This window comes from Sphaerisporangium fuscum, from assembly GCF_018531465.1.
Taxonomy (GTDB): Bacteria; Actinomycetota; Actinomycetes; order Streptosporangiales; family Streptosporangiaceae; genus Sphaerisporangium; species Sphaerisporangium fuscum.
Window position 1 is genome coordinate 58,387 of record NZ_JAHDTF010000047.1, and the last position, 15,160, is coordinate 73,546.

Annotated in this window: 15 protein-coding genes and 1 pseudogene; 6 read left to right on the top strand and 10 right to left on the bottom strand. The window is 72.1% G+C overall.

The genetic code is table 11. The annotated features are described in order from the left end of the window. Positions 1–5 precede the first annotated feature (5 nt). Complete coding sequence (locus tag KIK05_RS42430; protein ID WP_214416576.1) at positions 6–659, bottom strand: hypothetical protein; 654 nt, start codon at positions 657–659, stop codon at positions 6–8. A 275-nt stretch (positions 660–934) separates the two neighbouring features. Between KIK05_RS42430 and KIK05_RS42435 the strand changes: the two genes are divergently transcribed. Together KIK05_RS42435 and KIK05_RS42440 are read left to right on the top strand one after the other, a co-directional pair. Next, positions 935–1,636 (top strand): SIR2 family NAD-dependent protein deacylase, encoded by a 702-nt coding sequence (locus KIK05_RS42435; protein WP_214416577.1) that lies wholly within the window; start codon positions 935–937, stop codon positions 1,634–1,636. Between the two features lie 257 nt (positions 1,637–1,893). After that, positions 1,894–3,180, top strand: a complete 1,287-nt coding sequence (locus KIK05_RS42440) for an extracellular catalytic domain type 1 short-chain-length polyhydroxyalkanoate depolymerase (protein WP_308250367.1) — start codon at positions 1,894–1,896, stop codon at positions 3,178–3,180. Between the two features lie 182 nt (positions 3,181–3,362). On the opposite strand, the gene KIK05_RS42445 is transcribed toward KIK05_RS42440, so the two are convergent. Then, positions 3,363–4,553 carry a TIGR03118 family protein gene (locus KIK05_RS42445; RefSeq protein ID WP_214416578.1) on the bottom strand — a complete coding sequence of 397 codons (1,191 nt, stop codon included), beginning with the start codon at positions 4,551–4,553 and terminating at the stop codon, positions 3,363–3,365. 135 nt (positions 4,554–4,688) lie between these two features. Between KIK05_RS42445 and KIK05_RS42450 the strand changes: the two genes are divergently transcribed. Beyond that, positions 4,689–5,138, top strand: a complete 450-nt coding sequence (locus tag KIK05_RS42450) for a hypothetical protein (protein ID WP_214416579.1) — start codon at positions 4,689–4,691, stop codon at positions 5,136–5,138. Here the strand turns inward: KIK05_RS42450 and KIK05_RS42455 are convergent. Genes KIK05_RS42455 through KIK05_RS42470 form a run of 4 tightly spaced genes read right to left on the bottom strand, consistent with a single transcriptional unit; the run spans position 5,125 to position 9,281 of the window. Further along, a complete protein-coding gene (locus KIK05_RS42455; protein ID WP_214416580.1) occupies positions 5,125–5,976 on the bottom strand; it encodes an ABC transporter permease in 852 nt (283 codons plus the stop codon). The genes KIK05_RS42450 and KIK05_RS42455 overlap by 14 nt on opposite strands. Positions 5,977–6,019: 43 nt before the next feature. Next, on the bottom strand, positions 6,020–6,922 hold the full coding sequence (locus tag KIK05_RS42460) for an ABC transporter permease (protein WP_214416581.1): 903 nt from the start codon (positions 6,920–6,922) through the stop codon (positions 6,020–6,022). After that, the gene (locus KIK05_RS42465; protein ID WP_214416582.1) at positions 6,919–8,070 is read right to left on the bottom strand and encodes an ABC transporter ATP-binding protein; all 1,152 of its coding nucleotides are present in this window, start codon (positions 8,068–8,070) and stop codon (positions 6,919–6,921) included. The genes KIK05_RS42460 and KIK05_RS42465 overlap by 4 nt, the downstream gene beginning before the upstream one ends. Further along, positions 8,067–9,281, bottom strand: coding sequence for an extracellular solute-binding protein (locus KIK05_RS42470; protein ID WP_214416583.1), 1,215 nt, complete (start codon positions 9,279–9,281; stop codon positions 8,067–8,069). Before KIK05_RS42470 ends, KIK05_RS42465 begins: the two co-directional genes overlap by 4 nt. A gap of 231 nt (positions 9,282–9,512) precedes the next feature. On the opposite strand from KIK05_RS42470, the gene KIK05_RS42475 reads away from it, so the two are divergent. Both KIK05_RS42475 and KIK05_RS42480 read left to right on the top strand, forming a co-directional pair. Then, on the top strand, positions 9,513–10,418 hold the full coding sequence (locus KIK05_RS42475; RefSeq protein ID WP_214416584.1) for a dihydrodipicolinate synthase family protein: 906 nt from the start codon (positions 9,513–9,515) through the stop codon (positions 10,416–10,418). Then, the gene (locus KIK05_RS42480) at positions 10,415–11,152 is read left to right on the top strand and encodes a ribonuclease activity regulator RraA (protein WP_214416585.1); all 738 of its coding nucleotides are present in this window, start codon (positions 10,415–10,417) and stop codon (positions 11,150–11,152) included. Before KIK05_RS42475 ends, KIK05_RS42480 begins: the two co-directional genes overlap by 4 nt. 1 nt (position 11,153) lies before the next feature. Here the strand turns inward: KIK05_RS42480 and KIK05_RS42485 are convergent, their stop codons facing one another. The 4 genes from KIK05_RS42485 to KIK05_RS42500 all read right to left on the bottom strand — a co-directional run bounded on the left by KIK05_RS42485 (position 11,154) and on the right by KIK05_RS42500 (position 14,760). Beyond that, a complete protein-coding gene (locus tag KIK05_RS42485) occupies positions 11,154–11,831 on the bottom strand; it encodes a GntR family transcriptional regulator (RefSeq protein ID WP_214416586.1) in 678 nt (225 codons plus the stop codon). A 42-nt stretch (positions 11,832–11,873) separates the two neighbouring features. Beyond that, positions 11,874–13,118: an MFS transporter gene (locus KIK05_RS42490; protein ID WP_214416587.1), complete on the bottom strand. Its 1,245-nt coding sequence runs from the start codon at positions 13,116–13,118 to the stop codon at positions 11,874–11,876. Between the two features lie 122 nt (positions 13,119–13,240). Then, positions 13,241–14,014, bottom strand: coding sequence for an ABC transporter permease (locus KIK05_RS42495; protein WP_214416588.1), 774 nt, complete (start codon positions 14,012–14,014; stop codon positions 13,241–13,243). Further along, positions 14,011–14,760, bottom strand: coding sequence for an ABC transporter ATP-binding protein (locus tag KIK05_RS42500; protein ID WP_214416589.1), 750 nt, complete (start codon positions 14,758–14,760; stop codon positions 14,011–14,013). The genes KIK05_RS42495 and KIK05_RS42500 overlap by 4 nt, the downstream gene beginning before the upstream one ends. A gap of 135 nt (positions 14,761–14,895) precedes the next feature. Here KIK05_RS42500 and KIK05_RS42505 point away from each other — a divergent pair. Next, a pseudogene (locus KIK05_RS42505) lies at positions 14,896–15,160 on the top strand (hypothetical protein); the annotation flags it as partial.

Genomic DNA, 15,160 nt, shown 5'->3' on the forward strand with positions numbered 1-15,160 from the left:
CATTGTCACATGCTCCACGCCTCGTGGACGGTGGTGACCGCCGAGGAGACGGGCCGGCCGCCGGGCCGGGTCACGGTGGGCTTGCCGGGCACCGGCCGGCCGTCGACGGTGATCGTGGCGTGCTCGCAGGGGATGATCTGCATGGACAGCCCGTGGCTCACCCCTTGGAGCGGGAAATCGGCCAGCGCGAACGGCCTGGCGTCCAGGGGGCCGCTGATGCTGACCGCCAGGCCGGCCGTCCTGGCGAAGGCGCCCTCGGCGGGGTCGACACGCAGCCGTACGGCCGCCCGCTCCACCCGTGCGGCCGGCCACGACGGCAGCGCCCTGGCCTCGTCGAAGTTCCGCACGAAGTGCTCCTCGATCCACGCCGCCAGCCGGGGGTCGTCACCCACGACGCGCAGCCCGGCCGGCGTCCACACCACCAGCACCGTGCCGGCGCCGTGTGTGGACCAGTCGACCCGCCACATCGACGCGTACCCGAACGGCGTGTCGCCGTCGTACAGGGTGACGTACGGGTTGGCTCCGGCGAGCAGCGGCCGGCGGGGTTCGTGTGCGGCGGCCTGCGCGGTCGTGGCTGTGGACACGACGGCCGGGGCCGGGAGCCCGGTGACGGCGCCCGCCTGCAGCGGGCCTCTTCTGTCGATCGCGCTACTGAGCATGAGGTGATCGTCAGTGTTCCGGCCGCGGGAGCGACAGGGGTGTTGCGGGTTCCTGCAATGAGCGAGGGTGCCCTGGCGAAATTCACGGTGGGTGTGATGCGTTCGACCCTGCCGACATGTACACCGTGCTCCTCGATGGAGGAAGAGGACGTGCCCGGCATGGAAAGGTCCGTGCGCCACGGCGACAGCCGGGCTGGTGGGTGGCCGGGACCGCTGTGCCGGAGGCACTTCCGGGCGGGATCGATCGTGATCGCGGCGGCACTAGGATCGGCGGCATGACGGTGACGGTGCTGACGGGGGCGGGGATCTCCACGGAGTCCGGCATTCCGGACTACCGAGGGCCGAGCGGACTGTGGCGCAAGGACCCCGACCACGAGAAGCTCGTCACCTACGACCACTACATGGCCGATCCGGAGATCCGGCGGCGATCGTGGCTGTTCCGTGGCGACAACCCGGCCTGGGACGCCGAGCCGAACGACGCGCACCGCGCCCTGGCCGCGCTGCCGGACGCCTGGATCATCACGCAGAACGTCGACGGCCTGCACCAGAAGGCGGGGTCGCCCCCCGACCGCGTGCTGGAGCTGCACGGCAACATGTTCGGGGCGATCTGCACCTCGTGCGACGCCCGGTCGACCACCCGGGAGGCGATCGACCGCGTCCTGGCCGGTGAGAGCGATCCCCGCTGCCAGGAGTGCGGCGGGATCCTGAAGACGACCACCGTCATGTTCGGCCAGCCTCTTGACGCGGCCACGCTCGACCGGGCGGTCGAGGCGGCGCAGGAGTGCCGGACGTTCCTCGCCATCGGCACGTCCCTTCAGGTGCAGCCCGCGGCGTCCCTCGTGCTCATCGCGTCGGAGGCGGGGGCGCGGCTGGTCATCGTCAACGGCGACCCGACCCCGTACGACCACCTCGCCGACGAGGTCGTCCGCGACCCCATCAGCGTCGCCGTCCCCCGGCTGTGCGCCGCCTTGGTGTAGGTCGCCGTCCCCCGGCTGTTAAGGGTGTGCGGGTCTTTCCGGCGGGGAGAGGCGCGTTCTCGGCGCTTCGGGCGGTCGGAGGTCGAAAGTTTCAGAGGGCGGGAAGGTGGGCTCGTCCATAGCCCCAGCTCTCCGGCTCTCCGCTTCGTACGCCGTCGCCAGGCTCTTGTCGTCCGAAACATGTCGGTAAATACTCCGGAACGTTTCAGACGCTCGTCCGAGGGTGAGGTCTCGGGCCTGGAGAAGCAGGACGACAGATGAGGATGAGAACCTTGCTGGGCGCCGTCACGGCCGCCGCGGCGATGGTCGTCGCGGGGCTGGTGACCGCGTCACCGGCGTCTCCCGCGTCGTTGGTCGAGGTCACCAACTTCGGCGCCAACCCGTCGAACCTCAGGATGCACCTGTACGTGCCGAACAACGTCGGCGCCCGCCCGCCGATCCTGGTGGCGGTCCACTACTGCACGGGCTCCGGGCCGGCGTTCTACTCGGGTACCGAGTTCGCCTCGCTGGCCGACCGGTACGGGTTCATCGTCATCTACCCGTCGGCGACGAGAAGCGGCAACTGCTTCGACGTCTCCTCCCCGCAGGCGCTGAAGCACGACGGCGGCAGCGATCCCGTGGGCATCGTGTCGATGGTGAAGTACGTCGAGCAGCACAACAACGGGGATCCGGGCCGCGTCTACGTCACCGGCGCGTCGTCCGGCGGCATGATGACGAACGTCCTGCTGGGCGACTACCCGGACGTGTTCAAGGCCGGGGCGGCGTTCATGGGCGTCCCCTTCGGGTGCTTCGCCACCTCCGACGGCTCCGGCTGGAACAGCGCCTGCGCCAACGGCACGATCATCAAGACGCCGAAGGAGTGGGGTGACCTGGTGCGGGGCGCCTACCCGGGGTACAGCGGCGCCCGTCCGCGGATGCAGGTGTGGCACGGCACCGACGACACCACGCTGCGCTACCCGAACTTCCAGGAAGAGATCAAGCAGTGGACCGACGTCCACGGCCTGAGCCAGACACCCTCGCTGACCGACCATCCGCAGTCCACCTGGACGCGCACCCGTTACGGCGGCACCGGCACCGACGTCCCGGTCGAGGCGATCAGCATCCAGGGCGTGGGGCACAGCCTCCCGCAGAGCGGCATGGCCGCCGCGGTGATCCAGTTCTTCGGCCTGGCGGGCGGGACGACGCCGACACCTCCGACGACACCGACCCCGCCGCCTCCCGGCGACGGCACCTGCAAGGTCACCTACACCACCAACGCCTGGAACACCGGGTTCACCGCGTCGGTGACGGTGGCCAACACCGGCAGCACGCCGGTCAACGGCTGGTCCCTGGCGTTCGCCCTGCCGGCCGGCCAGACCGTCACCTCCGCCTGGAACGCGACCGTCTCACCCGCGAGCGGCCAGGTCACCGCCAGGAACGTCTCCTACAACGGCACGATCGCGCCAGGCTCGTCGGCGAACTTCGGGTTCCAGGCGACGCACACCGGCGACACCGGCAGACCGTCCTCCTTCACCCTGAACGGCACCGCCTGCACCCTCGGTTGAGGGCGCGGTCGTCGGCGATGTCCGAACAACCGAAAGCCGGCTGCGGGGCGCGCCACCCCGCAGCCGACTTCCGCTCATTCGGGCGGGTCGTGCTGGTGTTCAGGAAGAACGGTGCGTTCCTTCTTTCGTCACGGGAGCCGTCTCGGAAGCGAGCGGCTCAGGGGACGCTCACCTCCCTTCGGTCAGTAGGAAGAGTTGGAGGAGGAGGTCTGCGAGGGGGTCGGGGACGAGCTGGGGCTCGTGGTCGGCCTCGAGGTGCCACCGGCGGCGTCGGCCGGCATGATCAGTCCGATCAGGCCGTGCGCGGCCTTCTCGATGCCGGCGGAGAACCAGATGGCGTTCTCGCCTCCGTTGGCGGCCGTGCCGCGCTCGAGGTCCCACAGGCCTTCCAGGGCGATCGCCTTGCCGTCGGCGCCGCGGAGCGGGCCGAGGTAGCGGCCGGTGTCGGGGTTCCAGGCGTTGATCCAGCCGTCGCCGAAGTTGCCGACCAGGACCGCTCCGGAGAAGGCGCCGAAGTTGGCCGGAGCCTTGATCATCGCCCACGGGGCGTTCAGCGGGCCGCGGGACTGGACACGCCCGAGGTAGCGGCCGGAGGCGCTGAAGCGGCTGATGAACCCGAAGCCCTTGCCCGCCACCGACTTGCCGGTCGCCGGGTCGCGCTTGGCGAAGGCCACGAACACGGACGTGCCGACGATCTCGACGTTGAAGGCCGAGTAGTCGCTGGGCAGGCGGGGGTCGCGGAACGCCCGCTTGCCCAGCCGTACCCGGCTGAAGTCGTCGTCGAAGACGTCGATCCGGTTGTGGGCGAAGTCGGCGGCGAGCAGGAAGCGGCCGCGGTTGGTGGTCATCAGCGCCAGGCCCTTGTAGTCCGCGTGGCGGGTGAAGGCCGCGATGATCGCGCTGCTCGGGTTGACCTCGGCGTTCCAGCCGGTGATCGCGCCGCTCGGGCTGGCGAAGATGAAGGTCGCCGGGCCCTTGACGCCCTTGCTGGCGATCTCGAAGCCTTCCTCGCCGTTGAAGACCTGGCCGGTCGGCGTGCCGCCGGGGATGGCGACCTCGGTCTTCTCCTTGGTGATCTGGCTGGCGCCGCCGGAGTAGACCGTGGCGGTGCCGGTGCCGGCGTCGGAGACCCAGAGTGTCTTGCCCATCGCGAGACCCCAGGGGTTCACGACCTTGGCGTCCGTGACATCCGCCTTGCCTGCCACGTCCGAGATGAGGGGGATCATGGCGAAACGTGCGTTGGTGTAGCTGGTGGCGGACTGCTTGGACTGCGCGGTCTGCGCGGACACTGACGTGGCGTGCGCCGGCATCGTGCCGGTTGAGATGCCCAGGACGAGTGCCGCAGCGCAGAACGTGACGATGCGTGGCCGCATCAGGCCTCCTATGTCGTCTGCTGTGCGTACGGACGGAGGTACGCGACCTTCCCGGACCCGGTTCAAAGGGATTTTGGAAATCTCCTCGGGAGGCTCACGAACGCGGCGGGTACGTCACCGCCGGGAGGGGGTTCCGTGTCCGACCCTGAAACGCCGCCGCCGTACGGGCCGTCCGAGGCCGCCGTACGGCCGGGCGTGGCCGTCGCCGGGGTGGAACCGGTGAACGAGCTGCTGATCCGCGGGATGCCGGAGGAACGGGCGGAATCCCACCGGCGGGCGCTGCGCGACCTGCGCGTGGCGCTGGAGGGCTACGGCCTGCGTTGCCGTCCCGTCGAACGGCTCCTGCTCTCCATGGACGGCGGTCACCGCCCGCCGATGCTGCTGCCGCCGGAGATGGACGTGTACGACGGCTGGTCGCTGGTCGCCGGCGTCATCGTGGTCGACGTGCCCGGCGGGGCCGGCCCCTGGTTGGTGACCAAGGAACGCGGCGGCCTCCCCGTCCGGGCCTACCCCGCCGGCGAGGTGGAGGTGGCCGCCCGGGACCTGTGGCAGGGCCACGGCCTCGGGCGGATCACTCCGGAGTGACCTCCTTCACCTGCGCCACGATCTGGGCCGGGTTGACGAACATCAGCGCGAGCACCAGCAGGGCCGAGGTCAGCAGGGTGTAGACGACGGCCATCGCGTCGATCGCCTGGGCCGCCCGGATGCCGGGGGTGAACGCCGCGCTGTACAGCGCGACGACGAGCGTCTGGCTGTCCGGCCCGGACACCAGGAACGTCAGCTCGAACATCGCCACGGTCCTGACCAGCACGAGGATCCCGGCGGCGAGGATGCCGGGCACGAGCAGCGGCACCAGGATCCTGGTGAACACCTGCCGCGTCCCGGCTCCGCACATCCGGGCCGCCGACTCGATGCCGGTGTCGATCTGCTCGATGAACGGGGTCAGGACGAGCACGACGAACGGCAGCGCGGGCACCAGGTTGGAGGCGATCACCCCGGCCATCGTCCCCGCGAGGTGGAACTTGTACAGGACGGTGGCGAGGGGGATGCCGTAGGTGATCGGCGGCAGCAGCACGGGCAGCAGGAGCAGCAGCGTCACCGCCCGCCTGCCCGCGAAGTCGCGCCGCGCCAGCGCGTACGCCGCCGGGACCCCGAGCAGCAGCGCGAGCCCGACGACGGCGAGCGCGACGACCAGCGTCACCTCCAGCACCTCGGCCAGCCCGAACTCGTCCCAGGCCTCGGCGTACCAGGCGCCGGTGAAGGCCGACGGCAGCCAGGTGCCGAACCAGCTCACGGCGAAGGAGTCGACGACGACCGACAGGATCAGGGCGGCCAGGTTCAGCAGGAAGAAGCCCACGCCGCCCCAGACGATCCAGGCGTACGGCTGCCGCCACCCGGCCCGGCGGGGGCTCAGTACGGCCATGACGTCCCGCCACCCGTCGCGGGCGGTCTCCGCAGGTGTACGCTCACGCGCCCTTTCCTCCTGTCGAACCGGTGTACAGGCGCCCCCGCCACAGCAGGACCAGGACGATCACCAGCAGCTCGAAGACGCCCATCAGCACGGCGATCGTCGCGGCCATCGAGTAGTCGTACTTCTCGAACGCCGCCTGGTAGGCCGCGATCGCCATCACCCGCGTCTCGCCCGCCGGTTCGCCCACGAGGTTGGCCGACGGGAACACCGAGAAGGCGAGCACGAAGGCGAGGATGAACGTCGTCGCGAGCCCGGGCGCGAGCAGGGGCAGCGTGACGCGCCGGACCCGCTGCCACGGCCCCGCCCCGAGCGTCGCCGCCGCGCGTTCCAGTGTCGGGTCGATGCCCGACATGCACGACGAGACCAGCAGGAAGGCGAACGGGAACCCCGTGATGAGCAGCGAGAACAGCACCCCCCAGTAGTCGTAGATCAGCCGCACCGGCTCGTCCACCAGCCCCACCTCGAGGAGCACCCGGTTGAACCAGCCCTTCGGCCCCAGGTAGCGCAGCAGCCCGTCGGCGACCAGCACGGTGCCGAGCGTCACCGGCAGCACGAGGATCGCGGTGAGCACCCTGCGGCCCCGGAAACGTCCGCGCAGCCGGTACGCGATCGGCACCGACACCCCCACGTTGATCGACGCGGCGGGCAGGGCCAGCCGCATCGTCTTCCAGATCGTGGCGGTCTGGTAGGAATCGTGGAAGAACGCCTGGTAGTTGGCGAGCACCCCGCCGCCGGAGCGGGGCTGCAGCGACAGGCCCACCCCGTACAGCATGGGGTAGAGGAACAGCGCGACCAGCACGACGACGGCGGGGACGAGCAGCAGGAGCACCCGGTCGATCCCGCGTTCGGCGAGCCGGTGCCGCAGCTCCGGACCGCTCCTCTCGGCGACGGCCGTCACCGTCGGTCTCCCGGTCGCGGAGCGCCGTCCACTTCGGCGGAGGCGGTGCCGGCGAAGACGAGGACGCGCTCGGGCGGCACGCCCAGCTCGAGCCGGTCGCCCGGCCGTACCCGCTCCGGGACGCGGAAGTGCACCACCCGCCCCGCCTCGGTGACGCCCTCGGCGGCCATCTCGCGCCCGTGGAACTCGGCCACCTCCACGCTCACCCGCAGCGCGTTCGCCAGGTGAGCGCCGAGCGCGAAGTCGTCCGGGCGGACGGCGGCGACGGCGGTGGCGCCCCGGAACCCCTCCTGCGCCACCCCGGTCAGCCGCAGGCCGGGCTCGGCGAGGACCACCCGGTCGCCCTCGCGGGCCACCACCGGCAGCTCCAGCAGGTTGCGGTACCCCATGAATCCCGCGACGTAGGTGTTCGCCGGGTAGGTGTAGACCTGCTCCGGCGAGCCGATCTGCTCGGCCAGCCCGCCGCGCAGCACGACCAGCCGGTCGGCCAGCGCCAGCGCCTCCTCCTGGTCGTGGGTGACGTACACGGTGGTCAGGCCGAGCGACTGGTGCAGGCGGCGGATCTCGGTGCGCATCTGCAGCCGCAGCTTGGCGTCGAGGTTCGACAGCGGCTCGTCCATCAGCACCAGCCGCGGCCGGAGCACGACGGCGCGGGCGATGGCCACCCGCTGCTGCTGGCCGCCGGACAACCGGCCCGGCAGCTTGCCGGCCTGGTCGGACAGCTCGACGAGCGCCAGGGCCTCGTCCACGCGCCGCGCCGTCTCGGCCTTGGGGACCCCGCGGACGGCGAGCCCGAACCCGACGTTCCCGCGCACGGTCAGGTGCGGGAACAGCGCGTAGTTCTGGAACACCATGCCGAACCCGCGCTTCTCCGGAGGCAGCCCGTCGACGCGCTCGTCGTCCAGCCAGATGGCGCCCCCGGTCAGAGGGAGCAGCCCCGCCAGGCAGTTCAGCGCGGTCGACTTGCCGCAGCCGGAGGGGCCGAGGAGGGCGACGAACTCGCCGCCCTCGATGGTGAGGTCCAGGCGGTCCAGCGCGGTCACGGCCCCGAAGCGCCGGGACACCCCGTCCATGCGCAGCGTGCGGAACGCGGCCCGGGGTACGGCGTGGTGTGCCGTCGCGGCGGTGGGTGTCGCGTTGTGGCTCATGACCTCTTGACCTTGTCGCCGCCGACTTCCTTGTCCCACTTGTCGAACGCCGCCACCAGCGCCTTGGCGTCGAGCGGGGTCTGCTTCGGGTTCTGCTCGATGAGCCGGTCGTACTCCGGCCGGCCGAAGTCCCTGATGGCCTGCCGGCTCTCGGGGGGCGCCATGTCGATCGTGACGCCCTTCACGGCGGGGCCGGGGTAGAAGTACCCCTTGTCGTAGGTGACGGCCTGCTGCCGGGGGGTCAGCGCGAACTTCATCAGGTCGAGGACGACGGCCAGCTTCTCGCCCGATACGCCCTTCGGCACCACCATGTAGTGGGCGTCGGTCACCCAGGTGAAGCCCTGCAGCGTCCCGGTCCTGAAGTCCTCGGGCACCTGGCCGAGCACCCGCGGGTTGATGTCCCAGCCGGTGGTGGTCACGATGATGTCGCGCGTGCCCTCGCCCAGCTCCTTCATCGTCTGCGAGGTGCCGGTGGGGTAGTACTCGACGTACCGCCCGAGGTCCTTGAGGTACTTCCAGGTCTTGTCCCAGCCGCTGAGCGGGTCCTTGGGGTCGGCGTCCTTGAGGATGTACGGCAGGCCCATCAGGAAGGTGCGGCCGGGACCGGAGTTGGCGGGCCGGGCGTACTCCAGCTTCTTCGGGTGCGCCTTGGCCCAGGTGAGCAGCTCCTCCGCGGTCCTGGGCGGGTTCGGCACCGTCCGCGGGTTGTACTCGATCAGCGGGCCCGACGGGTAGTACGTCACCACGACGCCCTTGCCCTGCGCGAGCGCCTGCATCCTGGCCGCCGGGTCGAGGTAGGCGCTCAGGTCGGGCAGCTTGCCGGCGTACCTGCCCCGCAGGTCGACCCAGAGGTCCTGCTCCAGGCCGGCGGCCAGGCCGTCGGTCCCGGTGAGCACCAGGTCGATGTCGAGCCGCCGGGCGTCCTGCTGGGCCTTCACCTTGCCGGCCAGCTCCGGGGCCGTGACCTTGGTGTAGGTGATCCTGCCGACGGTCCCGGGGTGGGCGGCCTTGTAGTTCTCGAAGATCTGCTGGGTGAGCTGCAGGTCGCCCGCGACGTCCACGATGTTGAGCGTCACCGGCCCGGAGGGCATCTTCACCTCCGTCGCGGGGGGCTCGGGGACGTACGCCGCGCCGCCGCCGGGCGCGCCGCAGGCGGTGACGACGGCCAGCGCCAGAAGTCCCGCGAGGACGGATGACCTGGGAGATCTCATGGAGGGTCCTCCTTGGGCCCGCCGCGGACGGCTGGGCAGGGTCGGCCCGGGCGTCGCCGTCCTGCCCGGGACGAGCGACCGAGCGGCCCGGCCCGGCTGGTGGCCGGACCGCTCGACGCCGGCGCACCCCAGAATGAAAACACGCTCCCGATATGTCAATAGGTCCAGATGATGATGTGCTGATATACCAGATATCAGAGTTCGAGCTCGGCGGCCGTGAAGGGGAGATCGATGCTGGATGACGTCAGGCGGGCCCTCGCGTCGGTGGTGGCGGTGCCGGTGACGCCGTTCGACCAGGCAGGAGAGGTCGACGAGCGGGCCTACACCACGCTGGTGTCCCGCATGGTGTCGGCGGGCGTCGGCGCCCTCACCCCCAACGGGAACACCGGCGAGTTCTACTCGCTGTCGGCGGCCGAGCTGCGGCGGGTCGTGACGCTGACCGTCGAGGCGGCGGGCGGCGCGGCCGTCATCGCCGGCGTCGGCCACGACGCCGGCCGGGCCGTCGAGCTGGCCACCGAGGCGGCGCGGCTGGGGGCGGGAGCCGTCATGGTGCACCAGCCGGTGCATCCCTACCAGTCCGAGGAGGGCTGGGCCGCCTACCACCGGGCGGTCGCCGAGGCCGTCCCGGACCTCGGGGTCGTCTGCTACGTCCGCAGCCCGCTGGTGGGCGCCGGTGCGCTGGGACGCCTCGTCGGCTCCTGCCCGAACGTCGTCGGGGTGAAGTACGCCGTGCCCGACCCGGTGCGGTTCGCCGAGCTCGCCGCCGAGGTGCCCGAGGTGACGTGGGTCTGCGGGCTGGCCGAGAGCTGGGCGCCGTTCTACTGGCCCGGCGGCGCGAAGGGCTTCACCTCCGGGCTCGCCGTCATCGCCCCGGAGCTGTCGCTGGCGCTGCTGGAGCGGCTGCGGAAGGGGGACGCGGCGGGTGCCATGGACGTCTGGCGGCGGGTCAAGCCCGTCGAGGACCTGCGGGCGCGGCACTCCAACGGCAACAACGTCTCGGTGCTCAAGGAGGCGCTCGCCCAGCTCGGGCTCTGCCGCCGCGACGTACGGCCGCCGATCTCCCCGCTGCCGGAGCCCGAGCGCGAAGAGGTCGCCGTGATCCTCCGCTCGCTGCGCCTCACCGTGGGTGCCGCGTGAGCCGCGTGAGCCGCGTGCCGGACGCGCCGCTCGGGCCGGAGGTGGTCGAGGCGCTGCGCCGGGTCTCCACCGCGACGGTGACCACGCAGCTGTTCGCCAGGGGGCTGCGCAACACCTTCCTCGCCGGGCTGCGCCCGCTCAACCCCTCGTGCGCCCGTATCGCGGGGGAGGCGTTCACGCTGCGCCACATCCCCGCCCGCGAGGACCTCGACGTGCTGTCGGTGTTCAAGGACCACGACCACCCGCAGCGCCTGGCGGTCGAGTCGGTCGGGCCGGGGCAGGTGCTCGTCATGGACTGCCGGGGCCGCACGCGGGCGGCGTCGATCGGCGGCATCCTGGCCACCCGCCTCCTGCGGCGCGGGGCCGCCGGGGTCGTCACCGACGGCGCGGTCCGCGACTCGCCGTTCCTCGCCGAGCTGGCACTCCCGGTCTTCGCCGCCGGGGTCTGCGCCACCACCAACCTCGCCGGTCACCACGCGGTCGACCTGCAGGTGCCGATCGGCTGCGCGGAGGTGCCGGTGTACCCCGGTGACGTGATCGTCGCCGACGCCGAGGGCGTGGTCTGCGTGCCGCGCCACCTCGCGGCGGAGGTGGCGCGCGACGCGCTGGAGCAGGAACGGCTGGAGGAGTTCGTCCAGGCGCAGGTCGAGGCGGGCTCGCCCCTGCGCGGCACCTACCCACCCGGCGAGGACACGCTGCGCCGCTACCGGGCCTGGCGGGGGGACACTCCCTGAGTCAGGGGGTGCGGGCCAGGTGGGTCACCGAGCGCTTGATGTGCGCCCTGGTCAGGCGCTCGGCCAGGGCCGCGTTGCCCGCCTCGACGGCGGCCAGGATGTCCTCGTGCTCGGCGAACTCCTCGCGCCAGGTGGGCCAGTGCCGCCACAGCACGGTGACCGTGCCCAGCGCCGTGAGGTCCTGCAGGTTGTCGAGCTGCGCGGTGACCAGTTCGTTCTCGCAGCCGGCGTACAGCGCGCGGTGGAAGCGGCGGTTGGCCAGGCTGAGCGCCGTCGGGTCGTCGCCGGACAGCAGCTCGCCGGCCTCGCCGAGCGCCTCCCGGGCGTCCCTCACCGTCCCCGCCCGGCCGAGCCGGGTGGAGCCCGCCACCGCCCACGGCTCGAGGAGCAGTCGCAGCTCCTGCGCCTTGCGCAGGTCGGCCGAGCCCAGCACCCGCACGCTGACGCCGCGATTGGGACTGATCACGACCAGGCCCGTCGAGGCCAGCCCGATGAGGGCTTCGCGCACCGGCGTCTTGGACACCCCCAGCTGCTCGGCGAGCCGCCGCTCCACCAGCGTCTCGCCGGGTTTGAGCCTGCCGGAAAGGATGGCCGAGCGGATCGAGTCGGCGACGAGGTCGGTGCGCGTGGTGGACCGCGCGACCGGCCGCAGCGCCGGTTCCTCTGAGCTGTTGTACACCGGTATATCGTCCCGCACCCGGCGGTCCGCCCGGCAAGCCGCCTACGACGGCACGGGGACGTCCGCCTCGGAGGGCGCCGCGCGCAGGTGACGGACCGAGGGGACCATGACCGTCACGGCACTGGACGCGGCGAGGGTCACGCCGAACACCACCAGGGCGGTGGAGGTGCCCACCGCCTCGGCCAGCGGCCCCGCCACGACTATGCCCACCGGGCCGAGACAGAAGGAACCGAGGGCGTCGTAGGAGCTGACCCGGGACAGCGCCTCCCGCGGCACGTGGGTCTGCAGGCCGGTGTCCCACAGGACGCCGAAGACGGTCGTGCACAGGCCGTTGACGAACATCGAGGCGCCGACGAGCCACGCGGGCGCGGCGCTGACGGCGAGCAACAGGGGCGGTGCGGCGAAACCGAACGTCGCGTACGTGGCCGCGCGCATCGGGTACCGCGGGCGCAGCCTGATGGCGAGGAGGCTCCCGGCGACGAGCCCGGCGGAGTTCGCGGTCAGGATGGCCGCCCACACCGGAGCCCCGCCGAGGTGGTCCTTGCCGACCGCCGGCCCGAGCACCTGGACGGCGCCGCTGTAGCACGCGATGCCCACGGAGAACTGCACGACGATCACCCACAACCACTGCCTGGACGCGAACTCCCGCCACCCCGAGCGCAGATCGCCGATCACGGTGGTCTTCCACCCCGGCGTGGCCCGTTCCTGCACACGGACCCCTGCCAGGAGGGCCGCCGAGACCAGGAACGTCGCCGCGTCCGCCGCCAGGCTCCACCCCGGGCCGATCGTGGCGACCAGTACGGCCGACACCGTCGCGCCGCCGAGGTTGGCCGCGTTCATCGACATCCGCAGCAGCGCGTTCGCCGGTTGCAGCCGTCCGGCGGGGATCACCTGCGGCAGCAGCCCCTGGGACGCGGGGAGGAAGAGCGCGGACGCGGCGCCGTTCAGCGCGGACAGCGCCATCAGCGGCCCGAGCGAAGCGATGTGGCCGACGAACAGCAGCGCCGCGCCGCCCTGGGCCAGGCCCGCGGCCACATCGGCCCCCACCATGAGCCGGTGGCGGGGGAGACGGTCCGCCAGCACCCCGCCGAACAGCAGAAAGGCGATCTGCGCGACCGCGCGGGCGCCCAGGATGAGGCCGAGATCGGTGGCCGAGCCGCCGGGAAGGCCGAGCACGGCGAAGGCCAGTGCGACGGGGGCGATCGCGTTCCCGAAGAGGGACACCGTCCGGGCGAGGAACAGGAAAAGGAACGGCCGATGCCGCAGAACGAGGAGATCTTGACGCACCGGGTCGAATGTGCCAGATCGGCTGCGGGATGTCGCCTGATTTCCCGGCGGGCGGAAAGCCGGGCGCTGAGCTGGTTTCCGTGTCATTCTTCCGCCTGTCGGGCGGGTCGTCCGGCAGGGCCTCAGGTGGCGTCGCGGTCGCGCAGCAGCAGGTAGCCGGCGGTCAGGGCGACGGCCGCCCAGGCGGCGAGGAGGGCCGTCCCGGTCCACGGGCCGTAGGAGGTGGGGAAGGCGGGGTGGTCGGGCGGACCGGCCACGTGCATGATCAGCGTCCCCGCCTGGTCCGGGAGGTACTGCGTGACGGCGCGGATCGCCGGCACGTTGCCCAGCCCCTGGGAGTTGAGGAACAGCACCGGCAGCAGCACCCCCAGCGACAGGGCCGGGCCGCGCAGCACCATGGCGACGCCCAGGGCGAACAGCGAGATCAGCGTCAGGTACAGCCAGGAGCCCGTGATCGCGCGCCAGGCGTCCCCGCCCAGCCACGCCGCGTGCGGGCCGAGCGCCGCCTGCCCGGCCACGAAGGCCGCGATCACGGTGAGCAGCGAGACGGCGGCCAGCGGCAGGGCCGCGCCGAGGACCTTGCCGGCGTAGAAGACGCCCCGGCGGGGGGTGGCGGCCAGGGAGGCCCGGATCGTCCCCGAGGAGTACTCCCCGCCGGCCACCAGGACCGCGAACACCACCAGGGCGAGCTGCGCCAGCGTGAGGACGTAGAAGCTGCCGAACAGCGGGTCGAAGGGCCCGCGGCCCAAGGATGAGCCGGCGTCGAGCTGGTGGCGGAAGCTGAGCCCGAGCAGCCAGGCGAGCCCGCCGCCCGCCGCCGGGGCCGCCGCCAGCGCCCACCAGGTCGACCGGACCGTGCGCATCTTGGTCCACTCCGAGACCAGCACGTCCATCATCGCGGCCCCCGCCCCTTCCCGTGCTCGCCCCGGTACTCCACCGAACCGCTGGTGAGCCGCAGGAACGCCTCCTCCAGCGAGGCGGAGCCGGACCCCGCGGCGACGAAGTCGTCCATCGGCGTGTCCGCGAGCAGCCGTCCGCGGCCGATCACGACCAGGTGGTCGGCAGTGAGCGCCATCTCGCTCATCAGGTGGCTGGAGACCAGGACCGTGCGCCCCTCCGCGGCCAGGTCCTTCATCAGGCCCCGGATCCACAGGATCCCCTCCGGGTCGAGGCCGTTGACCGGCTCGTCCAGCAGCAGCACCGGCGGATCGCCGAGCAGCGCCGCCGCGATGCCGAGCCGCTGGGACATCCCCAGCGAGAACCCCTTGACCCGCCTTCTCGCCGCGCCGTCCAGTCCGACCAGCCGCAGCACCTCCCGCACCCGCCGTGCCGGAACGCCGTTGCTCTGCGCCTGCCAGAGCAGGTGGTGGTACGCGCTGCGCCCAGGGTGCACGGCCGAGGCGTCCAGCAGCGCCCCGACGTGGCGCAGCGGGCGGTCCAGGCGGCCATAGGGGCGGCCGCCGATCAGGGCCTCGCCGGAGGTGGGGCGGTCCAGTCCCAGCATCATCCGCATCGTGGTGGACTTGCCCGCGCCGTTCGGCCCGAGGAAACCGGTCACCCTTCCCGGCCGGACCGTGAAGGAGAGACCGTCGACGGCGACGGCCTGGCCGTACCTCTTGGTGAGGTTCCGCACTTCGATCATGCCGGGAACGCTAGGGGCGGCGACCCCGGGGACGCAGTCCTCCAAAGTCGCGCGCCGTGTCCACCTTCGTCGCCTCCCTCACCGCCCGCGGCGAACCCGGACGAGCTGATCGGCATCTAAAGCGATGTTCTGCCGGTGAGACGATGGGTGGATGGCGTGACGGGTGGCCTGCGGCCGGAGGATCCGGAGCGGCTGGGCGGGTACTGGCTGGCGGGGCGGCTGGGCGCCGGTGGCCAGGGGGTGGTGTACGAGGCCTACGACGCCCAGGGCCATCGGGTGGCGATCAAGGTGCTGCACGGCGACGCCGCCGGTGATGGGGAGCTGAAGTCGCGTTTCGGTCGTGAGGCGGCGGCGGCGCGCCGGGTGGCGTCGTTCTGCACGGCGCGGGTGATCGCGGCGG

Coding starts and splice junctions, on each gene's coding strand:
- KIK05_RS42430 (WP_214416576.1), bottom strand. CDS start 659: ATGCTCAGTAGCGCGATCGACAGAAGAGGCCCGCTGCAGGCGGGCGCC.
- KIK05_RS42435 (WP_214416577.1), top strand. CDS start 935: ATGACGGTGACGGTGCTGACGGGGGCGGGGATCTCCACGGAGTCCGGC.
- KIK05_RS42440 (WP_308250367.1), top strand. CDS start 1,894: ATGAGGATGAGAACCTTGCTGGGCGCCGTCACGGCCGCCGCGGCGATG.
- KIK05_RS42445 (WP_214416578.1), bottom strand. CDS start 4,553: ATGCGGCCACGCATCGTCACGTTCTGCGCTGCGGCACTCGTCCTGGGC.
- KIK05_RS42455 (WP_214416580.1), bottom strand. CDS start 5,976: ATGGCCGTACTGAGCCCCCGCCGGGCCGGGTGGCGGCAGCCGTACGCC.
- KIK05_RS42465 (WP_214416582.1), bottom strand. CDS start 8,070: ATGAGCCACAACGCGACACCCACCGCCGCGACGGCACACCACGCCGTA.
- KIK05_RS42470 (WP_214416583.1), bottom strand. CDS start 9,281: ATGAGATCTCCCAGGTCATCCGTCCTCGCGGGACTTCTGGCGCTGGCC.
- KIK05_RS42475 (WP_214416584.1), top strand. CDS start 9,513: ATGCTGGATGACGTCAGGCGGGCCCTCGCGTCGGTGGTGGCGGTGCCG.
- KIK05_RS42495 (WP_214416588.1), bottom strand. CDS start 14,014: ATGATGGACGTGCTGGTCTCGGAGTGGACCAAGATGCGCACGGTCCGG.
- KIK05_RS42500 (WP_214416589.1), bottom strand. CDS start 14,760: ATGATCGAAGTGCGGAACCTCACCAAGAGGTACGGCCAGGCCGTCGCC.